General features: G+C 48.7%; 14 protein-coding genes. 7 read left to right on the forward strand and 7 right to left on the reverse strand.

Annotated elements, in window-relative coordinates; genetic code table 11:
• Nucleotides 1-59 precede the first annotated feature (59 nt).
• From PCH02S_RS13810 to PCH02S_RS13825, 4 genes are all read right to left on the reverse strand, one after another.
• Complete coding sequence (locus PCH02S_RS13810) at nt 60-1,643, reverse strand: extracellular solute-binding protein (RefSeq protein WP_127453908.1); 1,584 nt, start codon at nt 1,641-1,643, stop codon at nt 60-62.
• Between the two features lie 159 nt (nt 1,644-1,802).
• The gene (locus tag PCH02S_RS13815; RefSeq protein WP_127453910.1) at nt 1,803-2,684 is read right to left on the reverse strand and encodes a carbohydrate ABC transporter permease; all 882 of its coding nucleotides are present in this window, start codon (nt 2,682-2,684) and stop codon (nt 1,803-1,805) included.
• An 18-nt stretch (nt 2,685-2,702) separates the two neighbouring features.
• Complete coding sequence (locus tag PCH02S_RS13820; RefSeq protein ID WP_246069078.1) at nt 2,703-3,635, reverse strand: ABC transporter permease; 933 nt, start codon at nt 3,633-3,635, stop codon at nt 2,703-2,705.
• A 917-nt stretch (nt 3,636-4,552) separates the two neighbouring features.
• Nucleotides 4,553-5,584 carry a fatty acid desaturase gene (locus PCH02S_RS13825; protein ID WP_127453912.1) on the reverse strand — a complete coding sequence of 344 codons (1,032 nt, stop codon included), beginning with the start codon at nt 5,582-5,584 and terminating at the stop codon, nt 4,553-4,555.
• A 270-nt stretch (nt 5,585-5,854) separates the two neighbouring features.
• Here PCH02S_RS13825 and PCH02S_RS13830 point away from each other — a divergent pair, with 270 nt between their 5' ends.
• From PCH02S_RS13830 to PCH02S_RS13860, 7 genes are all read left to right on the forward strand, one after another.
• A complete protein-coding gene (locus PCH02S_RS13830) occupies nt 5,855-6,529 on the forward strand; it encodes a response regulator transcription factor (RefSeq protein WP_127453914.1) in 675 nt (224 codons plus the stop codon).
• Between the two features lie 3 nt (nt 6,530-6,532).
• Entirely contained in the window at nt 6,533-7,969 is a 1,437-nt protein-coding gene (locus PCH02S_RS13835; RefSeq protein ID WP_127453916.1) for a HAMP domain-containing sensor histidine kinase, read from the forward strand.
• Nucleotides 7,970-8,012: 43 nt separating this feature from the next.
• Complete coding sequence (locus tag PCH02S_RS13840; RefSeq protein ID WP_127453918.1) at nt 8,013-8,798, forward strand: DUF3919 family protein; 786 nt, start codon at nt 8,013-8,015, stop codon at nt 8,796-8,798.
• 24 nt (nt 8,799-8,822) lie between these two features.
• A complete protein-coding gene (locus PCH02S_RS13845) occupies nt 8,823-9,857 on the forward strand; it encodes an ABC transporter substrate-binding protein (protein ID WP_164819562.1) in 1,035 nt (344 codons plus the stop codon).
• Between the two features lie 107 nt (nt 9,858-9,964).
• Nucleotides 9,965-11,623 carry an ABC transporter permease gene (locus PCH02S_RS13850; protein ID WP_127453922.1) on the forward strand — a complete coding sequence of 553 codons (1,659 nt, stop codon included), beginning with the start codon at nt 9,965-9,967 and terminating at the stop codon, nt 11,621-11,623.
• 17 nt (nt 11,624-11,640) lie between these two features.
• Complete coding sequence (locus tag PCH02S_RS13855; protein ID WP_218033154.1) at nt 11,641-12,720, forward strand: ABC transporter ATP-binding protein; 1,080 nt, start codon at nt 11,641-11,643, stop codon at nt 12,718-12,720.
• A gap of 80 nt (nt 12,721-12,800) precedes the next feature.
• Nucleotides 12,801-13,811 carry an extracellular solute-binding protein gene (locus PCH02S_RS13860; protein WP_127453926.1) on the forward strand — a complete coding sequence of 337 codons (1,011 nt, stop codon included), beginning with the start codon at nt 12,801-12,803 and terminating at the stop codon, nt 13,809-13,811.
• A 1,017-nt stretch (nt 13,812-14,828) separates the two neighbouring features.
• Here the strand turns inward: PCH02S_RS13860 and PCH02S_RS13865 are convergent.
• The 3 genes from PCH02S_RS13865 to PCH02S_RS13875 form a co-directional block, all read right to left on the reverse strand.
• A complete protein-coding gene (locus PCH02S_RS13865; RefSeq protein ID WP_127453928.1) occupies nt 14,829-16,355 on the reverse strand; it encodes a DHA2 family efflux MFS transporter permease subunit in 1,527 nt (508 codons plus the stop codon).
• Between the two features lies 1 nt (nt 16,356).
• A complete protein-coding gene (locus PCH02S_RS13870) occupies nt 16,357-16,893 on the reverse strand; it encodes a PadR family transcriptional regulator (protein WP_164819563.1) in 537 nt (178 codons plus the stop codon).
• 146 nt (nt 16,894-17,039) lie between these two features.
• Nucleotides 17,040-18,167, reverse strand: a complete 1,128-nt coding sequence (locus tag PCH02S_RS13875) for a glycoside hydrolase family 88 protein (protein ID WP_127453933.1) — start codon at nt 18,165-18,167, stop codon at nt 17,040-17,042.
• Nucleotides 18,168-18,177 lie beyond the last annotated feature (10 nt).

Raw genomic sequence — 18,177 nt, forward strand, 5'->3', positions numbered from 1 at the left:
GCCCGCTCCCCACGCGCTGGTGTGCTCGTGAGGAGTCGGTCATGCTCAATTGCTTGAGCTTATTTACGCGGCATCGACACAGTCGTACCGGAATCTTTGCTATTGAACTTCTCTGTAGCTTCCTTGATCACTTCGTTGCCGCCTTTGGACTTCCACTCTTCCAATACTTTTGGCCAATCGGAGATCGGCTCTTTGCCGTACACCATTTTGACCATGTGAGAAAGAATAACAGGAGGCGCTTGGTCGGACAGCGGTGAAATATCAGGATTTTTCATTAAGGACTCCAAGCGCGGCTCGAAGTTGATGCCGTCGCGTCCTTCATTTTTCAAAGTCGTATCGTACACGTTCATTAATTTCTTGCCATCTTCTGTCATACTAAGTGTGCCTTTATTATAAGTTGTATCTTGAACCAACCACAAGAAGGATTGGCGGTAACGCTCTTCATCTACACCAGCAGAATCTGTCGGCGATTTGTAGTCGATTTTGCCGTCTACCGTTTTGTACGTGTCGCCTTCGATACCGAATGTGAAGAACTTCTCAGCTTCGTCTGACATCATCCAGTCGTAGAACTTGATGATTTGCGCAGCATTTTTCACGTTTTTGTTGATGAAGTAAGCACGCGGCGCAGGTCCATACAAGTAGTGGCCGCCTTTACCGTCCGGTCCTGTCGGGGACGCGATGATTTCGATATCGCCCGTTGGCACCGTCGTTTTCAACTGTGTTTCCCATTGCAGCATTTCATTGGCGTTCATGGACCACATACCTGCTTTACCCGCAAGGATTGTGTTTTTGAATACCGTTGCGTTGATCGTTGCGAATTCTTTGTTAATCAAACCTTCGTCAAACATCGTTTTGTAGGTTTGAAGCGCTTTGGTCATATTCTCTGTATCGAAAAACTTCGGCAAAATTTGATCGCCGGACTTCTCAAACATGGAGAGGTATGGATAGACGTCATAGGCACCAAAGAAGGAATCCGCATATTTAAAGTTTTCGCGACCCATGTAGGGGTTCTCAACGCCCATTTCTTTGAACTTGCGAAGTACAGCCATGTACTCATCAACTGTTTTCGGCACGCCTAGACCGGCTTTATCCAGCAAGTCCTTACGAACGAAGATCGCGCGACGGGATGGGTTGGACAAATACTCCGGAATCGCATAGATTTTACCGTTGTATGTTACGTTATCCCAAGCGTCTTTCGGCACTTTTTTCAGCAAGTTAGGGCCGTACTGCTTCAGCAAGTCGTCCAGCGGCATGAATACGCCTGCTTTGACGGAACCCGCCATTTCTTTCCCGTTCACACCCCCACTGCCTTGAACAACATCAGGAATGTCGTTGGTTGCAAACATTTGGATCATTTTTTGTTCATATTCTTTGTGCGGAACAAGCACGATATTCAAATCGGAGTTTGTTAGTTCTTCGAGTTTCTTTACCCATTTGTCTTGGTTGATATCAGGAGACTTCTCCACGTGCCCGAATGCCAGTGTACGCAAGGAGATGGAGAACTTCGTTTTTTCCGCCGGCTTTGCGCTAGCTCCGTTAGCTGCCGCACTGGTTGCCGGTTGTTCTGCTGGCTTGGAAGAGCAAGCTGCCATCGTAGTGGCCAAGAGAACTGCGGCCATCGTCGTGGGAATCCATTTTTTCATTTCTACCCCTCTTTTCATTTCGCTAAAATATGACCTCATACACATTCATTGTAAAAGCGTTTACAATTTGTCGATATGGGCTGTCTTTAGTTCGAATTGTCTTTTTTTTAGAATGTTGTTAAAACTCGCCATCTCATACATCATTTCACAAATGGTTTCTTATGATTTGACGGAGCCTACCATCATCCCTTTGACGAAATGACGCTGCAAGAACGGGTAAATCAGGATAATCGGGATCGTCGCGATAATAATCGTCGCCATTTTGATCCCCTCCGGATCCATATGAGCCAGTCCGCTAAATTGCGAAGAGTTAGGATCGATGCTGATATCTTCAGATACAATGAGCTGGCGCAGCTTCACTTGAAGAGGCCATAGCGCTGGTTTGTTGATATAGTAAAGCGCGCTTTGATACGTATTCCAGTGGCCTACGGCATAGAAAATCCCAAGGGACGCCATAACCGGCTTGGATAGAGGAAGTACGATATTCCAGATCATTCTGAGCTCTGAACAGCCGTCGATCCGGCCGGAGTCAATCAATTCGCTCGGGATTTGCAGGAAAAACGACCTCATTACGAAAAAGTTAAAGGCGCTGATCGCACCTGGAATCATAAGAGCCCAAAGCGAGTTCGTCAGATGCAAGTTTTTCATCAAAATAAAGTTAGGAATTAATGGTGCTGTAAAGACCATCGTAATTAGAACCATAATCACGACCGCATTGCGTCCGGCATACTCGGGGCGGGACACCGGATAAGCCAGTGAAGCTGTTGCAATCAAGTTGATGAGCGTGCCCACTACCGTAATATACACGGTTACTCCGAAAGAACGCCAGATGGCCGCATCGCTAAATACATATTGATAGTTGATCGCTGTAAATTGAACCGGCAGGAACAAAACCTTGCCATTCACGATAGCTTGAGATGAACTGAACGATTGAGCCAGCACGTTTAAGAACGGCAGGAGCATCGCCAAGGATAAGAGCGTTAGAAATACGACATTAAATATGTTAAAAACTTGCCAACCGGCTGTCGGCTTGCGATTCATATAGCGTTCACCTCCGTCTTAATACAAGCTTTCACCCGTTGTTTTTTTGCTGAGCACATTACCCGTTACAATAAAGATGACACCTACTATTGCTTTAAAAAGACCGATGGCCGTTGTATAGCTGAACTGTTGGCCTAATAATCCCGCGGTATAAATGTAGGTATCCAGAATTTCACCATTTTCTTTATTCAGCGGATTCAAGAACACGTATACGCGCTCGAAGCCGAAATCTAAGAATTTACCAATGTGCAGCAGGAACAAAATCATAATGGTTGGCAGCAGCGATGGAAGCGTGATCGAAATGGTTTGTCTCCAACGGTTGGCACCGTCCACTTCCGAAGCTTCATATAAATCCGGATTAATTCCCGCAAGCGCTGCCAAATAAATAATCGTGCCGTAACCTGAATCCCGCCAAATCCCTGACGAGATAAGAACCGTGCGGATCCATGATTCTTCGCCCAAGAAGTAAATCGGTTCAAACCCCAGCCAAGCGATGAAATGGTTCACCGCGCCCGTCGAAGGGGAAAGAATGCCGATGGCGATCCCGCTCACGATAACCCATGACAGGAAGTGAGGCATGTAGACGACCGTCTGGAGAACGCGCTTGTACAGCACAACGCGCAGCTCGTTAAGCAAGAGAGCCAGGATGATTGGCGCAGGGAATGCAAGCACTAAATCGTAGATCCCGATTAAGACTGTATTTTTCAAAATTTTGATAAAATCATAATGGGCAAACATCCGTGTAAAATGTTCAAAACCCACCCATTTGCTTCCGGTGAAGCCGTCAAAAATGTTGTAATCCTGAAAGGCAATAACTGAACCTAGCAGCGGTACATACTTGAAAATAATAAAATATAAAATCCCAGGTACTGATATCAGATACAGCGCCCTATACTTCCAAAACGTTCGCAGAAAGGACTTGCCCTTTTTCGTCTGCGCACGCTTATTCATCTGTTCTACCGCTTGCGCGCCTACCGCCATCATCTAGCCCCCCTCACTATTTCTTCGTCGATGTTATACCCCTATGGTACCTTGCTAAAGCGCTTGCAACAATGGAATGTCTTTTCACCGACTTGTGTTTTTTTTAGGTTGAAGTTGTTGCGTGCTCGACACTGCACAAAATACAATATGGGGCGACTAGAGCATCTCGTCAGGTGGAAGAAAATTCAACCTGCACCTACAACCGCACCCTTGTATCTCAAATAATCGGTTCGATGCCACCAGTTTCCCCTCGCGTTTCGAGTCAATCTAGCCTATGTTGCACTTTGTGCAACGAAAAGCTGGTTACGCACACCTGGAGCACTCTACGTTGCACTATGCGCAACGAAAAGGCAGATAACACACACCTCGAGCTTTCTACATTGCACTATGTGCAACGATATCGCTAAAATTAGCTACTTTAAGCGCGACTTTGGGTGAAATGGTTGTACTTTGTGCAATGAGTGTAGGGCTTGTGCTGTTTATGCGGCTTCTACGTTGTAGAAAGTGCAGCGTAGATAAGAAACGTAGGCGGCTTGAGGGTAACCCCCCCCGCTACTTCAAGTTCCATTGGATCATTTCCAATGGAAACACGCTTTATCGCCTTAAATCCTCAGCTCCATGGGATGAAATCCAATCACTCACCGCAAAATGGCCTCATATTAGCGCCAAATCGAGCCCCCCGTTGGATTTAGTCCAACGCACCGGGTCTAAAAGCACCCCAAAATCGCCTTTTCGTTGGATTTCATCCAACGAGGATCAGCTCACTTATGAACGCCCAGCTCACGCCCGCGGTCCATTCCAAAATCTCCCTCACCAACCACAAACCCAACAAAAAGAGCCAACAATCAAAGTAGAATCTACTTTAACTGCCGGCTCTGCCTCATAACCTAGTCCATTTCCAACGTTTTGACGAGGCCTCTCTTCACTTTGATAGGCTTCAAATCCTTGAAACGAATGAATTTTTTCGTATCTTCACACCAAATACGGAATTTGAGCGATTCCAAGCTCGTCATCAGCGTAATCGTCTGCACGTTGCGCAGCACAGCGTTTTTGTTATGAACCTTTTCCAAGTAATAGTTCGGAACCCGCGGACTCAGGTGATGAATATGGTGAAACCCGATATTCCCCGTGATCCAGTGCAGCACTCTAGGCAGCTTGTAAAAAGAACTGCCATGCATCGCCGCTTTGACATAATCCCACTCAGGTTCATTTTCAAAATAAGTCTCTTCATAGTTGTGCTGCACATAAAACAGCCAAATCCCCATCATGCCCGAAACGAAAAACATCGGACCTTGAATAAGGAGCACCGACTGCCAGCCAATTGCCCAGCACAGTAACGCTAAACTTCCCACGATGCTAACATTCGTGATATACGTATTCATGCGTTCTTTCATTCCCGCACGCTTGCGGTTAAAACGATAATCGATAAGAAAAATGAAGATCGGTCCAATAATGAACATGATCAGCGGATTGCGGTATAGCCGGTAGGTAAGCCTTTTTTTCCATGAGGATTTCTGATATTCATCAACCGTCAGCGTCCAAATATCGCCTACACCCCTGCGGTCCAAATTGCCGCTGGATGCATGATGAATGGAGTGCGTGTAACGCCACTGATGATATGGCACGAATGTCAGGATTCCTGTCAACGTACCGACAATTTCATTCGCCCATTTATTTTTGAAAAATGATTTGTGACAGCAATCGTGGAAGATGATAAAAATTCGCACCAAGAAGCCGGAGGCAATAATGTCGATCACAAGCGTAAGCCAGATCGAGACCGAAAGGCTTAAATAGGCAAAATACCATAATGCAAAAAAGGGAATTAATGTATTCATAATTTGCCATAGGCTGTGTTTCATATGCGCTCTTTCGTATGGCGCGATGTCTGAACGCCACCCATTTTTATCATCATGCTTCATTCCGTTTAGAACTCCTTCTCTCCACATCGTGTCGGATCTGATTTGTTGTCACCTGTTGTAGTACGTTGCAGATCAAATTAAGTTCCCTAATACGGAAAGAAATATTACATCACCACTCTCATCATAAGGTTGAAAACGCTTTTTGTAAAAGGCAATATAAGTCAATCGTATTTACATAGCTCGTCTGTTGTGTAGAATGTATACACATAGATGATGCTTAATGAGACATGCCTACGATATGCATAATGCTGCCGGAAAGGAACTTTCCAAATGACGATATTAATTATTGAAGACGATTCCAGCATCCAAATGCTGCTCAAATTAAGCCTTGAAGTTGAGGGCTTTCACCCGATCGTAGCCGGGACCGTCGCCTCCGGTCTCGACGTGCTCGCTGCGCAGCCGATTGATTTGATCTTGCTGGATCTGATGCTGCCGGATCAGTCGGGCTTTGAGCTTTTGAAAACGCTGCAACAATCGTATAAAGACATACCTGTTATCGTACTCACAGCGAAAAACGAAATGAACGACAAAATATTAGGCTTCCAGCTCGGCGCCGATGATTATTTGACCAAGCCCTTTGAAACACGGGAGCTAATCATGCGAATTCGGGCGGTTATGCGCCGAATGACCCCGGATACAACTTCACACGCGGTCGATATCCTCCAAGCCGGCGTCATAGAGATCGATAGGAATGAGCGGTCTTTGAAAGTGGCGGGCCAGCTTGTCAAAACAACCAGCAAAGAGTTCGACTTCCTCTGGTTGCTGTGTAAAAATCCGAAGAAGGTGTTCACGCGGGAGCACATTTTGGACCAGGTATGGGGGTTCGAATACTACGGACAAACCCGCTCCGTCGATATGATGGTGAACCGGCTCCGCGAGAAAATGAAACCCCACGATCATGTGCTGGCCACGGTTCACGGAATGGGCTACAAGCTGGAGGTTTAAGCCATGAAGCTGCGCAATAAGCTGTTCATTCAGCACACCATTACGATTATCATGCTGCTGGCCGCGATGTATGTGGTCGTCAACTATACGCTAAGCAAAAGTATGATTGAGCGGGATACCCAGACGCTTAGCCAATATTACGACCTCCACCGCATCGAGGCGTTAAAAATTGTAAACGATAAAAAAATTAGCATCGAGCAGCTTTTTTCCGGGACGTATGCCCCGCTGATCGCCTCGCATCTCGCTGCCAACAGCAACTTCCAAGTCCAGCTGTTTGATCCGGAGGGCACCATTATCGGCGATAGCGGAAACCGGGAAGATCTGGTTAAGCGAAGCGATATCGACGCTGCGCTCGCAGGGCAAACCGCCACCGTCATTACGGAAGGTGAGAACAGCAAGATGCTTATCTATGCCTCCCCCTTCCTTTACGAAGGCAAAATTGTCGGCGGGTTCCGCTACCTGCTCGATCTAAATAAACACGAAGAAACCCTGTCCGCGATGAGGACCTGGTTTATTGGCGTCGCACTAGGCTGCCTGCTTGTTGCTTTGCTCGCGAGCTACTCGTTCTCATTCTTCATCATGCAACCGCTGCACGCCTTGCAGCAGGCTTTGAAGCTAGTGACCGTAGGCGATTTCAGTCGAAAAATAACCGTACGCAGCCAGGACGAGGTGCGGGAGCTGGCCGATGACTTTAATCGAATGTCCGAGGCGCTGCAAGAGCATATCGAGCTGCTCCATTATGAGCAGAGCAAGCAGAAAAAATTTTACGACAATGTCACACACGAGTTGAAAACGCCGCTAACCTCCATCATCGGTTTCTCCGATCTGATTGATAAAATGGAGCGCATCGATGATATTCGAACATGCAATGTATACATCCGCAAGGAAAGCACACGATTGCTGCAAATGGTCGAAGAGCTGCTGCAATCGTCGCTCAAAGGCGATGAGGCTTGGCGGGTGCAGCTTGAGCGTACCGACTTGGCTGCGATCCTGACGGATAGCTTGCGCATTTTGGAGCCTACACTGCATAAGTCCGCCATTACGACTGCTGTCCAAGTAGAACCGTGTGAGGTATACATGGATCCAAAACGTACACAGCAGGTTTTGTTCAACGTCATAGAAAATGCAATCAAACATAGCGGCTGCACGCAGCTAAGCGTACGGTTGGAGCAGCAGGAGTACCGGTGTCTCGTGCGTATTACCGATAACGGCAAAGGCATGGACGAAGAGGAAACGCGCACGCTGTTCCATCCTTCTGCTGAAAAAGCCGAGCGGCCTGTATCCGCCCACTCGCACGGGCTTGGGCTGCTGCTTTGCAAGCAATTGATGGAGCTGCAAGGTGGCGACATCACCGTGCACAGCCGTGAGGGAAGCGGAACGGAAGTCATTTTGAGCTTCCAAATGGAACCTGTACGCCCTCAAGGTCTGTTACAAAATTGATACAAATCAATGATTTTTCTGAGATAAAAGGAGAGTAATCTACATGCAAGAGGAGAAGAAAGGGCTTTCATGGTTGCGTCTCATCTTATTGCAAATCGTGATCGGTTGTACGTTGATCGGCATTTTTGCTTATGTATTCCGAATCGGCGTCGATGAAGTTCGAACGGTTCCGAAGGACCCGAACAGCCGTGACATGTTCGACGGCGTTCCCATGAGCATGAATGTCACGTACCCGGGTATCGGCACCATCTCGATTGATGATCCCAAAGAGTTGATTGCGTGGAAAGCTTCATTCACGCGTTTATTAAACGGCAGTGGGCAGCCCACTCGTGCAAACGCTTCACGGCTGCTGCTAACAGGCTCCATGGCCTACTTGGATCAAGAGGATGTGCCTTTCCAAATCGGGACCAGCGGCTTCCGTTTCGGCAGTGACCTCGTGAACTCGCTGGATACTAGCGCGGAGATCCGCAAACTGCAAAATATGCTGATCGACAAAACGCTCACCGCAGAAACCGTCGGCAATGTGATTGCGAACCCGATCCATCAAGTATTTCGCTTGCAGGACGGCGTTCTTACCGCGTTATCCGAGAGGGATCGGACTGCGCTGACGGCACAGATGCGAACGGCAGTCCGGTTGATCGACTTCAGCCATTTTGACTTCATGGCAGAGCGCCCGAGCGCCCACTATGTTGTACAGCTAAAGGATGAAGCCGCGAGCGGAAAGCATTGGCTGCATATCGATCTCTATGATAACGCTTACTTCATCGTGTTCGATTTGTTGGACGAAACCAACCATAAAGCCTATTTCAAGTTAAGTGACGCCTCCTAACCTATCGAGGGGATGGTTGATGAAATGGCTAGAAAGAAAAGTAACAGCTCCGTTATGATTTTATCCGTTATTGTTGTCGTGCTTGTCGCAGGATTCTTCCTGTACAAGTCTGGTGTTTTTGGCGGGAAAGCGAAAGGCAAAATTACCGTTTATTCCATTTTCCAAGAAGAAGAAGCGCGTAAGATTCTGGATAAATTCAAGGCAGAGACCGGAATCGATTACGACGTTCTTCGTCTCCCAAGCGGTGAAGCCGTGACACGCGTTCAAAATGAAATGGGCAAACCCCAAGCGGACTTCCTCATGGGCGGCCCGGCGGATTCGCACGAAGTTTTGAAAAAAGCAGGCGCACTGGAGAATTACATTTCTCCGAACGCCAAAGATATCCCAGACAACATGAAAGATAAAGAGGGATCCTGGACTGGTTTTTACCTGAATCCAATTGCTATTGGCATCAACGAGCAGCGTTGGAAAGAGAAATACGCTGCTGCGCCATATCCGCAGACGTTCCAAGAGCTGCTTGACCCTAAATTTAAAGGCGAAATCGGCATGTCCGACCCGGCAACCTCCGGTACCGCTTATACAGCCGTTGCTTCCCTTGCTCAAGTATGGGGCAAAGACAAAATGCTGGACTATGTGGCCAAGCTGCTGCCCAACCTGAAAGAAAGACCAAAGTCGGGAATCGAGCCGATTCAAAAAGCGGCTAAAGGAGAGTACACCATCGGTATCACCTTTCTTGGCGACCAGCTGAAAATGAAAAATCAAGGCAGCCCGATTATTTCGATCGTTCCGGAAGCCGCAGGTTATGAAGTTGGCGGACTGGCGATTGTCAAAGGCGGCGCTAACACCGAAGGCGCCAAGAAACTCATGGATTTCATGCTAACGAATGAACCTGGACTTCTTTATACCGAATCGGCTTTCGCAAGCTCAGTGAAACCTACGGTACCGATCCCTAAAGGCGGTATCGACATCAAAACAACCAAATACAATACAAGCTACAGCTTATGGAAAGCTGCCGAGCAGCGCAAAGAGCTGCAGGACGCGCTCAAGAACCTCAAATAAGAAAGCGTTTCCAGCGTTTCCGGGGCATTGGTCCCGCATGTACCCGCATCTTCTGCGGACCAATGCCCCTCTAAACCAAGAATGTGGAAGGCGGTCGTGAGCCCCTTATGATTATAGAAAAAAAAGGCATGGGCACCTCGATCAGCAAGCTGGTGAAAGATCCCTCCTCGCTGATCCTCGTACTCATCAGTTTCGCCGTACTCTGTCTCTTCGTCATTTATCCGCTTATTTACGTCATTGCCTTGCCGGGAGCAACGGATTGGACGACCTTCTTCAGCAAAAGCCGTTACGGCACCGCCTTGCTGAATACGGTCGTCAGCTCCTCCCTTTCCGCATTAACGGCAACAGTTTGCGGTTTTATTTACGCGTATTCGATTCATTACAGCAACATTGCGGGGAAAAAGTTTTTCCGGTTTATCGCCTTTCTCCCGATTCTCGCGCCTTCGGTGATGACCGGCCTCGCCTTCCTGCTTCTATTCGGCAGAGGCGGCATGGTGTCGCAAACACTCAAAGCTTGGTTCAACGTCGAGCTTGATTTATACGGCTTGCCGGGCCTCTGGATCGTACAAACAATCTCGTATTTCCCGCTTGCCTACATGACCATTACGGGCGTTCTACGCTCCATATCGCCTAACCTGGAAATTGCCGCGCAGAACCTGGGGGCACGCGGTTTCAAGCTTTTCCGCACCATCACGTTCAAATTAGCGCTGCCGGGCGTTATCAACGCGTTTCTGCTCGTGGCGATCAACTGCTTTGCCGACTTCGGAAATCCCAAGCTGATTGGGGGCAACTACTCCCTTCTGGCTGTTGAAATTTACGGAGAAATCATTAATAACGAGCCTGGCCTCGCATCCGTGATGGGCGTCATTCTCGTAATTCCCGCCCTGTTAGTTTTCGTCATTCAAAGCAAACTGCTGTCCAAGGGCTCCTATTCCACAATAACCGGAAAACCCGTTTCTGGACTAAACCGAGTCAAAACGTCTCGCAAAACGGACATCCTTCTATTTATTTTTAACAGCATCATGGCACTTTTCATTCTGTCGATGTTCGCCATTACGATCTTGTTTGCGTTCACGAAGAACTTCGGGAGAGACAACACATTTACACTGAGTCATATCACGAAAATGGTGTTCAACCCGTCCAGCCCCGCTGTTCTTAACAGCTTGGTGCTGTCGCTCATCGCTTCTATTCTTGCCGTCGGCTTCGCCTTAGTGCTGGCTTATGTCGTAGTTCGAAAGCCTTTTCCAGGTAAAAAAATGCTCGATTTCACGGCCGTTCTGCCCATTGCTTTGCCAGGGACATTCGTAGGTTTGGCTTTGATCGTGGCCTTCAGCAACGGGCCCATCATGCTTCAAGGCTCCGCCATCTTAATCATCGTAGCCATGCTGCTTAAACAAATGCCTGTTGGATATCGGGGACTCACCGCCTCCTTCAAGCAGGTAGACAAATCCATCGAGGAAGCAGCCACCAATCTCGGAGCGGACAGCCGCCGCACACTGACAACCATTGTGTTTCCGATGCTGCAAAAGACCATTGTCGCCAACTTCGTCTACGCTTTTATGAAAAATATGAACACCTTAAGCACCATTGTCTTTCTGATTACGCCCAAATGGGTCGTCGCCGCCGTATCGATCTTCAACTACGCTGAGACCGGAACTTACTACTGGGCAGCCGCTGTAGCTGTCGGATTGATGGGAACTACACTGGCTACACTCGGTGTAATGAAGCTTATTTTCCGCTCGAAGGTTAAAATATTTGATTTCTAGATGAGGAGTGAGAAATGATGAGTACACAAGTTTTATTGGATTTAAAAAATGTCAGCAAAGTGTTCGGCAGCAACCACGTGCTCAAACAGATCGATTTGCAAATCGAACGGGGAAAGTTCATTACGTTTCTCGGACCTAGCGGATGCGGCAAAACAACACTGCTGCGCTCCATCGCAGGCTTTTATACGATAGATGAGGGTGAAATTAAAATAGACGGCCAGCTCGTCAACGATCTGCCGCCCTATAAACGCGGAACGCCGATGGTGTTCCAAGAGTACGCTTTGTTCCCGCACATGACCGTGTTCGATAATGTCGCATACGGGTTGGATATTCAGAAGCGTCCTGAGGCGGAAGTGCAAGAACGCGTAAAAACGGCGATGGCCAAAGTGAAGCTGACTGGCCTGGAGGAGCGCTACCCGCACGAAATGTCCGGTGGTCAGCAGCAGCGCGTGGCTATGGCCCGGGCGCTGGTCATGAACTCCCCGATCATCCTGCTGGATGAGCCGCTCAGTAATCTGGATGCAAAGCTGCGGGAAGAAGTCCGCGTGGAACTGCGCAGCATTCAACAAGAGCTGGGGTTAACCGTCATCTACGTCACCCATGACCAACTCGAAGCTTTGTCGATGTCCGACTCCATCGTTGTTTTTAATAAAGGCGCGATTGACCAGTACGGTACGCCGCATGAGATCTACTATAAGCCTCGCACCCCTTATGTCGCCGATTTTATCGGTACAACCAATTTCGTTGATGCTACCGTGCGCGAAGTGACGGGTGGTAAGGCCATAGTGGAATATGGCGCGAGCAGCCGCACAGCTAGCGTAACGACGGATGAAGCTATTGTACCAGGCGAAAAGGTTCTGCTTAGCATCCGCCCTGAATCTATGCGGATAAATGCGCCGGAGGCCGGCAGCTTTGTCGTTAGCGGCTTCGTGAAATCATCGATGTTCCTCGGTGAGAAAGAGCGGTATTTCATTCTGGACAATAATATGAAAGAATGGATTGTTGATGCGTATGACATCGGATTAACCAGATTTCAAGGGAATGTCACGATCCATGCCAGTGATGATAAAATTCATTTAATGAAGATAAATCAATAGGACATAAATACAATTAGCAGCTTGGCTGAAAAGGGAAACTTGCGTTTCCTTTTTTGGCTGTTCAGGAGGGATTTTGCAGCATGTGGAAAAAAAGTTTGCTCGTGCTCCTAGCGGGAATCGGGATTTGCCTTGGTTTTCGTTTCATCGGGGAAAAGAAAAGCAATCAGCCGCTCAAAGTGTACGTGATCTTCCAGGAAGATGCCGGGCGGATTTTGCTCGAAACGTTTAAGGAAAAAACGGACCAGTCCTACGACATCATCCGAATGTCGAGCGGCGAAGCCAGCTACCATCTGCTGACGCTGGGTAAAACCGGCATCGACGTGGTCCTCGGCGGCCCTGCCGATCTGCATGAGCAGCTCAAAAACAAAAGCAAATCCCTTCGCTACTCTCCGGCAGCTGCAAGCAGCATTCCAGCTAAATACAAAGATGCCGCCGGCTACTGGACCGGCATGTACATGGGGGCGCTCGCCATTGGCGTGAACCAGACCGTCTGGCAGCAGGACCCTCAGCTGAAGGGTCTGCCGCTGCCGCAGCGGTACGAAGATCTGCTGCGCCCTGAGCTCAAGGGCAAGATCGAGATTCCCGACCCCGAGACGTCGGGAACCGGCTACACGCTGCTCGCTTCGCTCGCCCAGCAGCGCGGCGACGGCGAAGCGATCGCTCTGATGCAGGCGCTGAAGAAGCAGAGCGCCTCCATGACGTTCGCCGGCAACACGAGCGCGCAGCATCTGGCAGAAGGCGAGATGGCGGCGGCCGTCTCGTTTTTGAGCGATCAGCTGCGCTTCAAAAACTCCGGCTACAACATCTCCTCCTTCATTCCGCCGCAGGCCGGCTGGGAGATTGGAGCCGTGTCGATCCTGAAGGGCGGCAACAACACCGCTGCGGCTAAGCAGCTGGTCGATTTCATGCTGTCCCGCGAGGTGCAGACGGATTACATGAACACCGCCTTCTCCTTTCCAGTGGCGCCGGATATTCCGGTGAACCCGCTCCTTGCGCCAGTGAAGCTGGAGAATCTGCTTGCTACCTACCGCTTCGATCTAGCTGCTCAGCAGCATGAGAAGCTGCTGAGCGCTTGGCGAACGGCAGAGTAACGGGGGGGTGAGTGCCTATCTGCGCAAAATGCAGCATGATGGGGTCTGGCAGCCCCCTGCTCACCCCTTTGTTGTACTTTGTGCAACAAGATGGGCCACAGCAGTCCCATGCTCTCCTTTTGTTGTACTTTGTGCAACAAAAGGGGCCCAAATTGGCCTCTGCCCTTCTCTATGTTGTACTAAGTACAACAATTTCAGCTAAAACAGGCCGTTTCTGGGCTTTTGGGGTCAAATCATTGTATTTTCTACAATAAAGAGTGGGTTTACATGCTGCAGACCTCATTTATGTTGCAGAAAGTGCAACGAGGACTGACGCAGGCCTCATCAAATAGGGGCCGATCTCGATCTGGAGACCCCTTTCTCCGTTTCATTGGACGATTTCCAATCAAACCTTCATTTATTGGAGCAAATCCCACTTCTCATTGGATGAATTCCAATGAGGTACCTTCAAACCCTGCTAAATTAGCCCAAAATCGAACACTTGGTTGGATTTCATCCAATGAAAGGTGCTTTTTGACCAGTTAAATCCCATTTTCGTTGGATTTCATCCAACGAGGCGAAACTCCGAAACTTTCCACTCTGCCTCCCACTCACTATTCACCACTCTCTACTCATCCCCACTACTTACTACTTACTACTTACTACTTAACTTAACACTTGCTCCCTTCTCTTTTCTGCTTTTTCCGTTACATTTACCGCTTAGTGCTTACTCGCGACTCCTTACTATTCACTATTTACTATTTACTATTCACTACTTACTATTTACTACTTATTACATGCTCCTTAACACGTACCTCTTACCCCCTATTACTTGCTGCTTACGACTTGCTACTTACTACTCCCTACTCCCTACTCACTCACCAATCAGCTCCATTACCTACTCTACTTACCAATCCACACCTCTTCCTCACCTCACACCAAGTGTTAACCCATTCCAAAAAAAGCCGCCAACCCAAGCAAAAGTTCTGCTTCAAGCTGACAGCTTTATGACTTATCCCTCACCGTGAGGGCCGCCTTTTACACATGAACAGGACTAGCTTCCTGCCTCTTCTTCGTGGATTCAAGTCTGCTTGAGCCCACAAACATTGCGGTAATGAAGCCGATGATACCTACGCAAATGCTGAGGATGAAGCCGTGATTAATTGCGGTCGCCAACGCACCTTGCAGGAACTGACGGATCTCAGGCGGAATCGTTCCGCCTGCGTGCATCAGCAGCTCTGGATTCGCCAGAGTACTAATCTTATCGGCGGGAATCCCAGCTTTGGCCGCACCATCTGCTATCAGATCACTCAAGTTATTATTGACTATTGTTGACATAATCGACGCACCCATGATTCCGCCAATGCTGCGCCAGAAGCCAACGATGGAGGAGCTGACTCCCATGTATTTAGGGTCGACATTGGCGGCGATCGCACTCTGTGCAACGCTCATCAGCGGTCCGACTGCACCAATTCCAAGCAGAATCATAAGAGCGATCATATACCCGCTAGAGGCGGTCGGGCCAACTTTGGTCAGCAGCAGCGCAACAACAATCGTCATCGTCATACTAACGAGCAGCAGCGGACGGAAGGCGAATTTGGATTGTAAAAAGCCGAATAGAACAGCACCACAAATAAGAGAGGCCATCATTGGCGTAAGCACGCCATTAGAGTTGGTGTGACCTAGCACTGCAACGCTAAAAATAGGAAGATAGGTGATAGCCGAAAACATAAGCACACCTTGACAGAAGACGATGATGCTGGTTCCTAGCACCATTTTGTTCTTAAAAATGGTGAGTGGAAGGACCGGCTCAGCAGCCCGCTTTTCAACCAGAATAAAGAAAACGGCAAAAACCACCGACACAGCGAACAGGCCAATTTCCTGCCACGAGCTCCAAGCGTAATCTTTTCCGCCCCATTCCAGCGCCAGCATGAGAGAAACAGTTGTGATAATGAGAAATAAGGTGCCAAGATAATCGATTTTCGGTTTGCGTTCCGAACGCGTCTCTTTCAAGGCAATGATCAGAACGAGCATAGAAGCCAAGCCGATCGGCACGTTGATATAGAAATTCCATCTCCAACCTAGATGCTCGGCAATAAAGCTACCCAACTGCGGACCCGCAACGGAAGAAAGACCGAAAATCGCCCCGAAAACACCTGACATTTTAGCAGCATCCTTCGGATCGTTAAAGATTGTATAGATAATTGTGAAACTAATGGGCATGAGCGCGCCAGAACCGATCCCCTGAATGACTCTGAACAAAATGAGCTGATCCACGCTTTGCGCCATCCCGCATAAGGCTGAACCAACCAGAAACAGACCGATCCCGATCAGGTAAAACATTTTTCTGCCGAATAAATCCGACATTTTTCCAAACACTAGCATGGTACTTGTCGCCGCCAGCATATACGCGGTAAATACCCAACTGATTTTATCAAACACGTTGAAATCCTCACTTAGCTTACTGATGCAGGAAGCCACAATTGTATTATCCAAAGATGACATCAATAAGCCTAACGCCATGGCCAAAATAATGAGCTTTTTATTTGAACCTGAACCATTCATGTTAATCCCTCTCTTCTTGCTCTAAATTTCTAAGCCGAATCAGACCTTCCGTAATCATCTCGAGCTTAGCTTCATAATTCTTCATGCCAATTTGAATACAGATGACTTGCGAAGGATGCATTTTATCCTTGTACAACACGCACAAGTCTTTCAGTTGATCTAACTGTTCCATGATTTGGATCTGAGCTTTCTCCAGCCACTCGATGACCTTGCTATTCCCCACATATTCGCCAAAAAACAGCCTCATCAGGAAATCCGATTTCACATTCTCCGCTTCAATTGGACTGTTCAGGTATTCGTTGAACTGTTTCTTCCCCTTCTCTGTGATGGTGTAAACATTTTTGTTCGGCTTCCCATCCTGCAAAATGCTTTCCTTCGTCAGCAGCTCATCTTTCTCCATTCGGTGAAGCATTGGATAAATTGTGCCGTAACTCGAGCTATAGAAATAGGAATATAAAGTTTCAAATAGTTGTTTTATTTCATAACCAGTTAACGAACGATCCATTAATGTACCTAAAATGACGTCCTGACTGTTCAAGGTGAGATCTCCTCCACAAAAGCTCATATTTGATATTTCGACTGTTAATATATCACACTGATATATGACGTGTCTATATATGAATGACTACAAACAAAAAAAGCTGCCCAAAGTCATCTCTGACCTCAGACAGCTTATTCGAATGCCTACCAGAACATCTCCCCGTGCCCCAACAGCCGGGATAGGCCTTCCACAAAATAATAATCGCCGTAAATCAGCGGCACATCCACATTCTTGCCTTCCGGATAATGGCTCGTACCATGAAGGATCAGACCTTCCTCCGTCTCCGAGTCCCACGCGCCGTAGTTTGTGTAGAGCGAGTGCAGGATGCGCTCACCCGCTTGACGGTACAGGCTGCTCTCTTGACAGCTTACCTGCTCTGCGATCAAAAGCAACCCGCAGGCCGCACAAGCGCCTGCCGACGTATCACGATATGCCGTGATTCCTTCCGGCAAACGAAAATCCCAATGCGGCACATGATCCTCCGGCAAGTTGGCTATGAAAAAATGCGCTGCGCGCTTGGCGGCATCCAAATACCGTTCATCTCCCGTGTGGAGATGACTCAGCGCCATGCCGTAAATCGCCCACGCCGTGCCGCGCGACCAGCCGGAGTCAGGGGCGAAGCCCTGCCCGCCTTTCACTTCAAGCTTCTCGCCCGTGTGCGGATCGAAGACCACGATATGGTTCACAGAACCATCCGGGCGAATGAAGTGCTCTAACGCCATGTCGGCATGCCGCACGGCGATGTGCGAGTACCGCGGGTCTCCGGTCGTCCGGGAGGCCCAGTGCAGCAGCGGCAGGTTCATCATGCAATCGATGATGGCCCAGCCGGCATTATCCTCGCCCTCGCGCCACGGGTTCCACGCGCGAATGTAATTGCCCTGCACGTTGAATCGTGCAGCAAGCAAATTAGCCGCGAGCAAGCCGCGGCGCTTGGAGTCCTCCGCGCCTAACAGCTTGTAGCGCGCAACGCTCGTCAGCGTCCACATGAAGCCGATATCATGATCCAAGCGGTAATAATCCGCGATGACTTGATCGAGCTGCACCTCGCAGGACTCAGCCAGCAGCTTCAGCTGCTCATCTTGCGTGTCGCGGTACAACAGCCACAGCAGTCCCGGCCAGAAGCCTGCCGTCCACCAAGATGCTGGCTCCAGTTGGTATTCGCCCTTCACACTGGCATGCGGGAAGCGGTCTCCGATTCTTTGGCTTGTCTTTGCTACTTTGTGGACCGTCTTGTCCCAAGCTTCCTGAACCCAATCTAGTGAAGTACTCATGTTGATCACA

Origin of the sequence: Paenibacillus chondroitinus NBRC 15376 (genome assembly GCF_004000765.1) — a bacterium.
Lineage (GTDB): Bacteria > Bacillota > Bacilli > Paenibacillales > NBRC-103111 > Paenibacillus_E > Paenibacillus_E chondroitinus.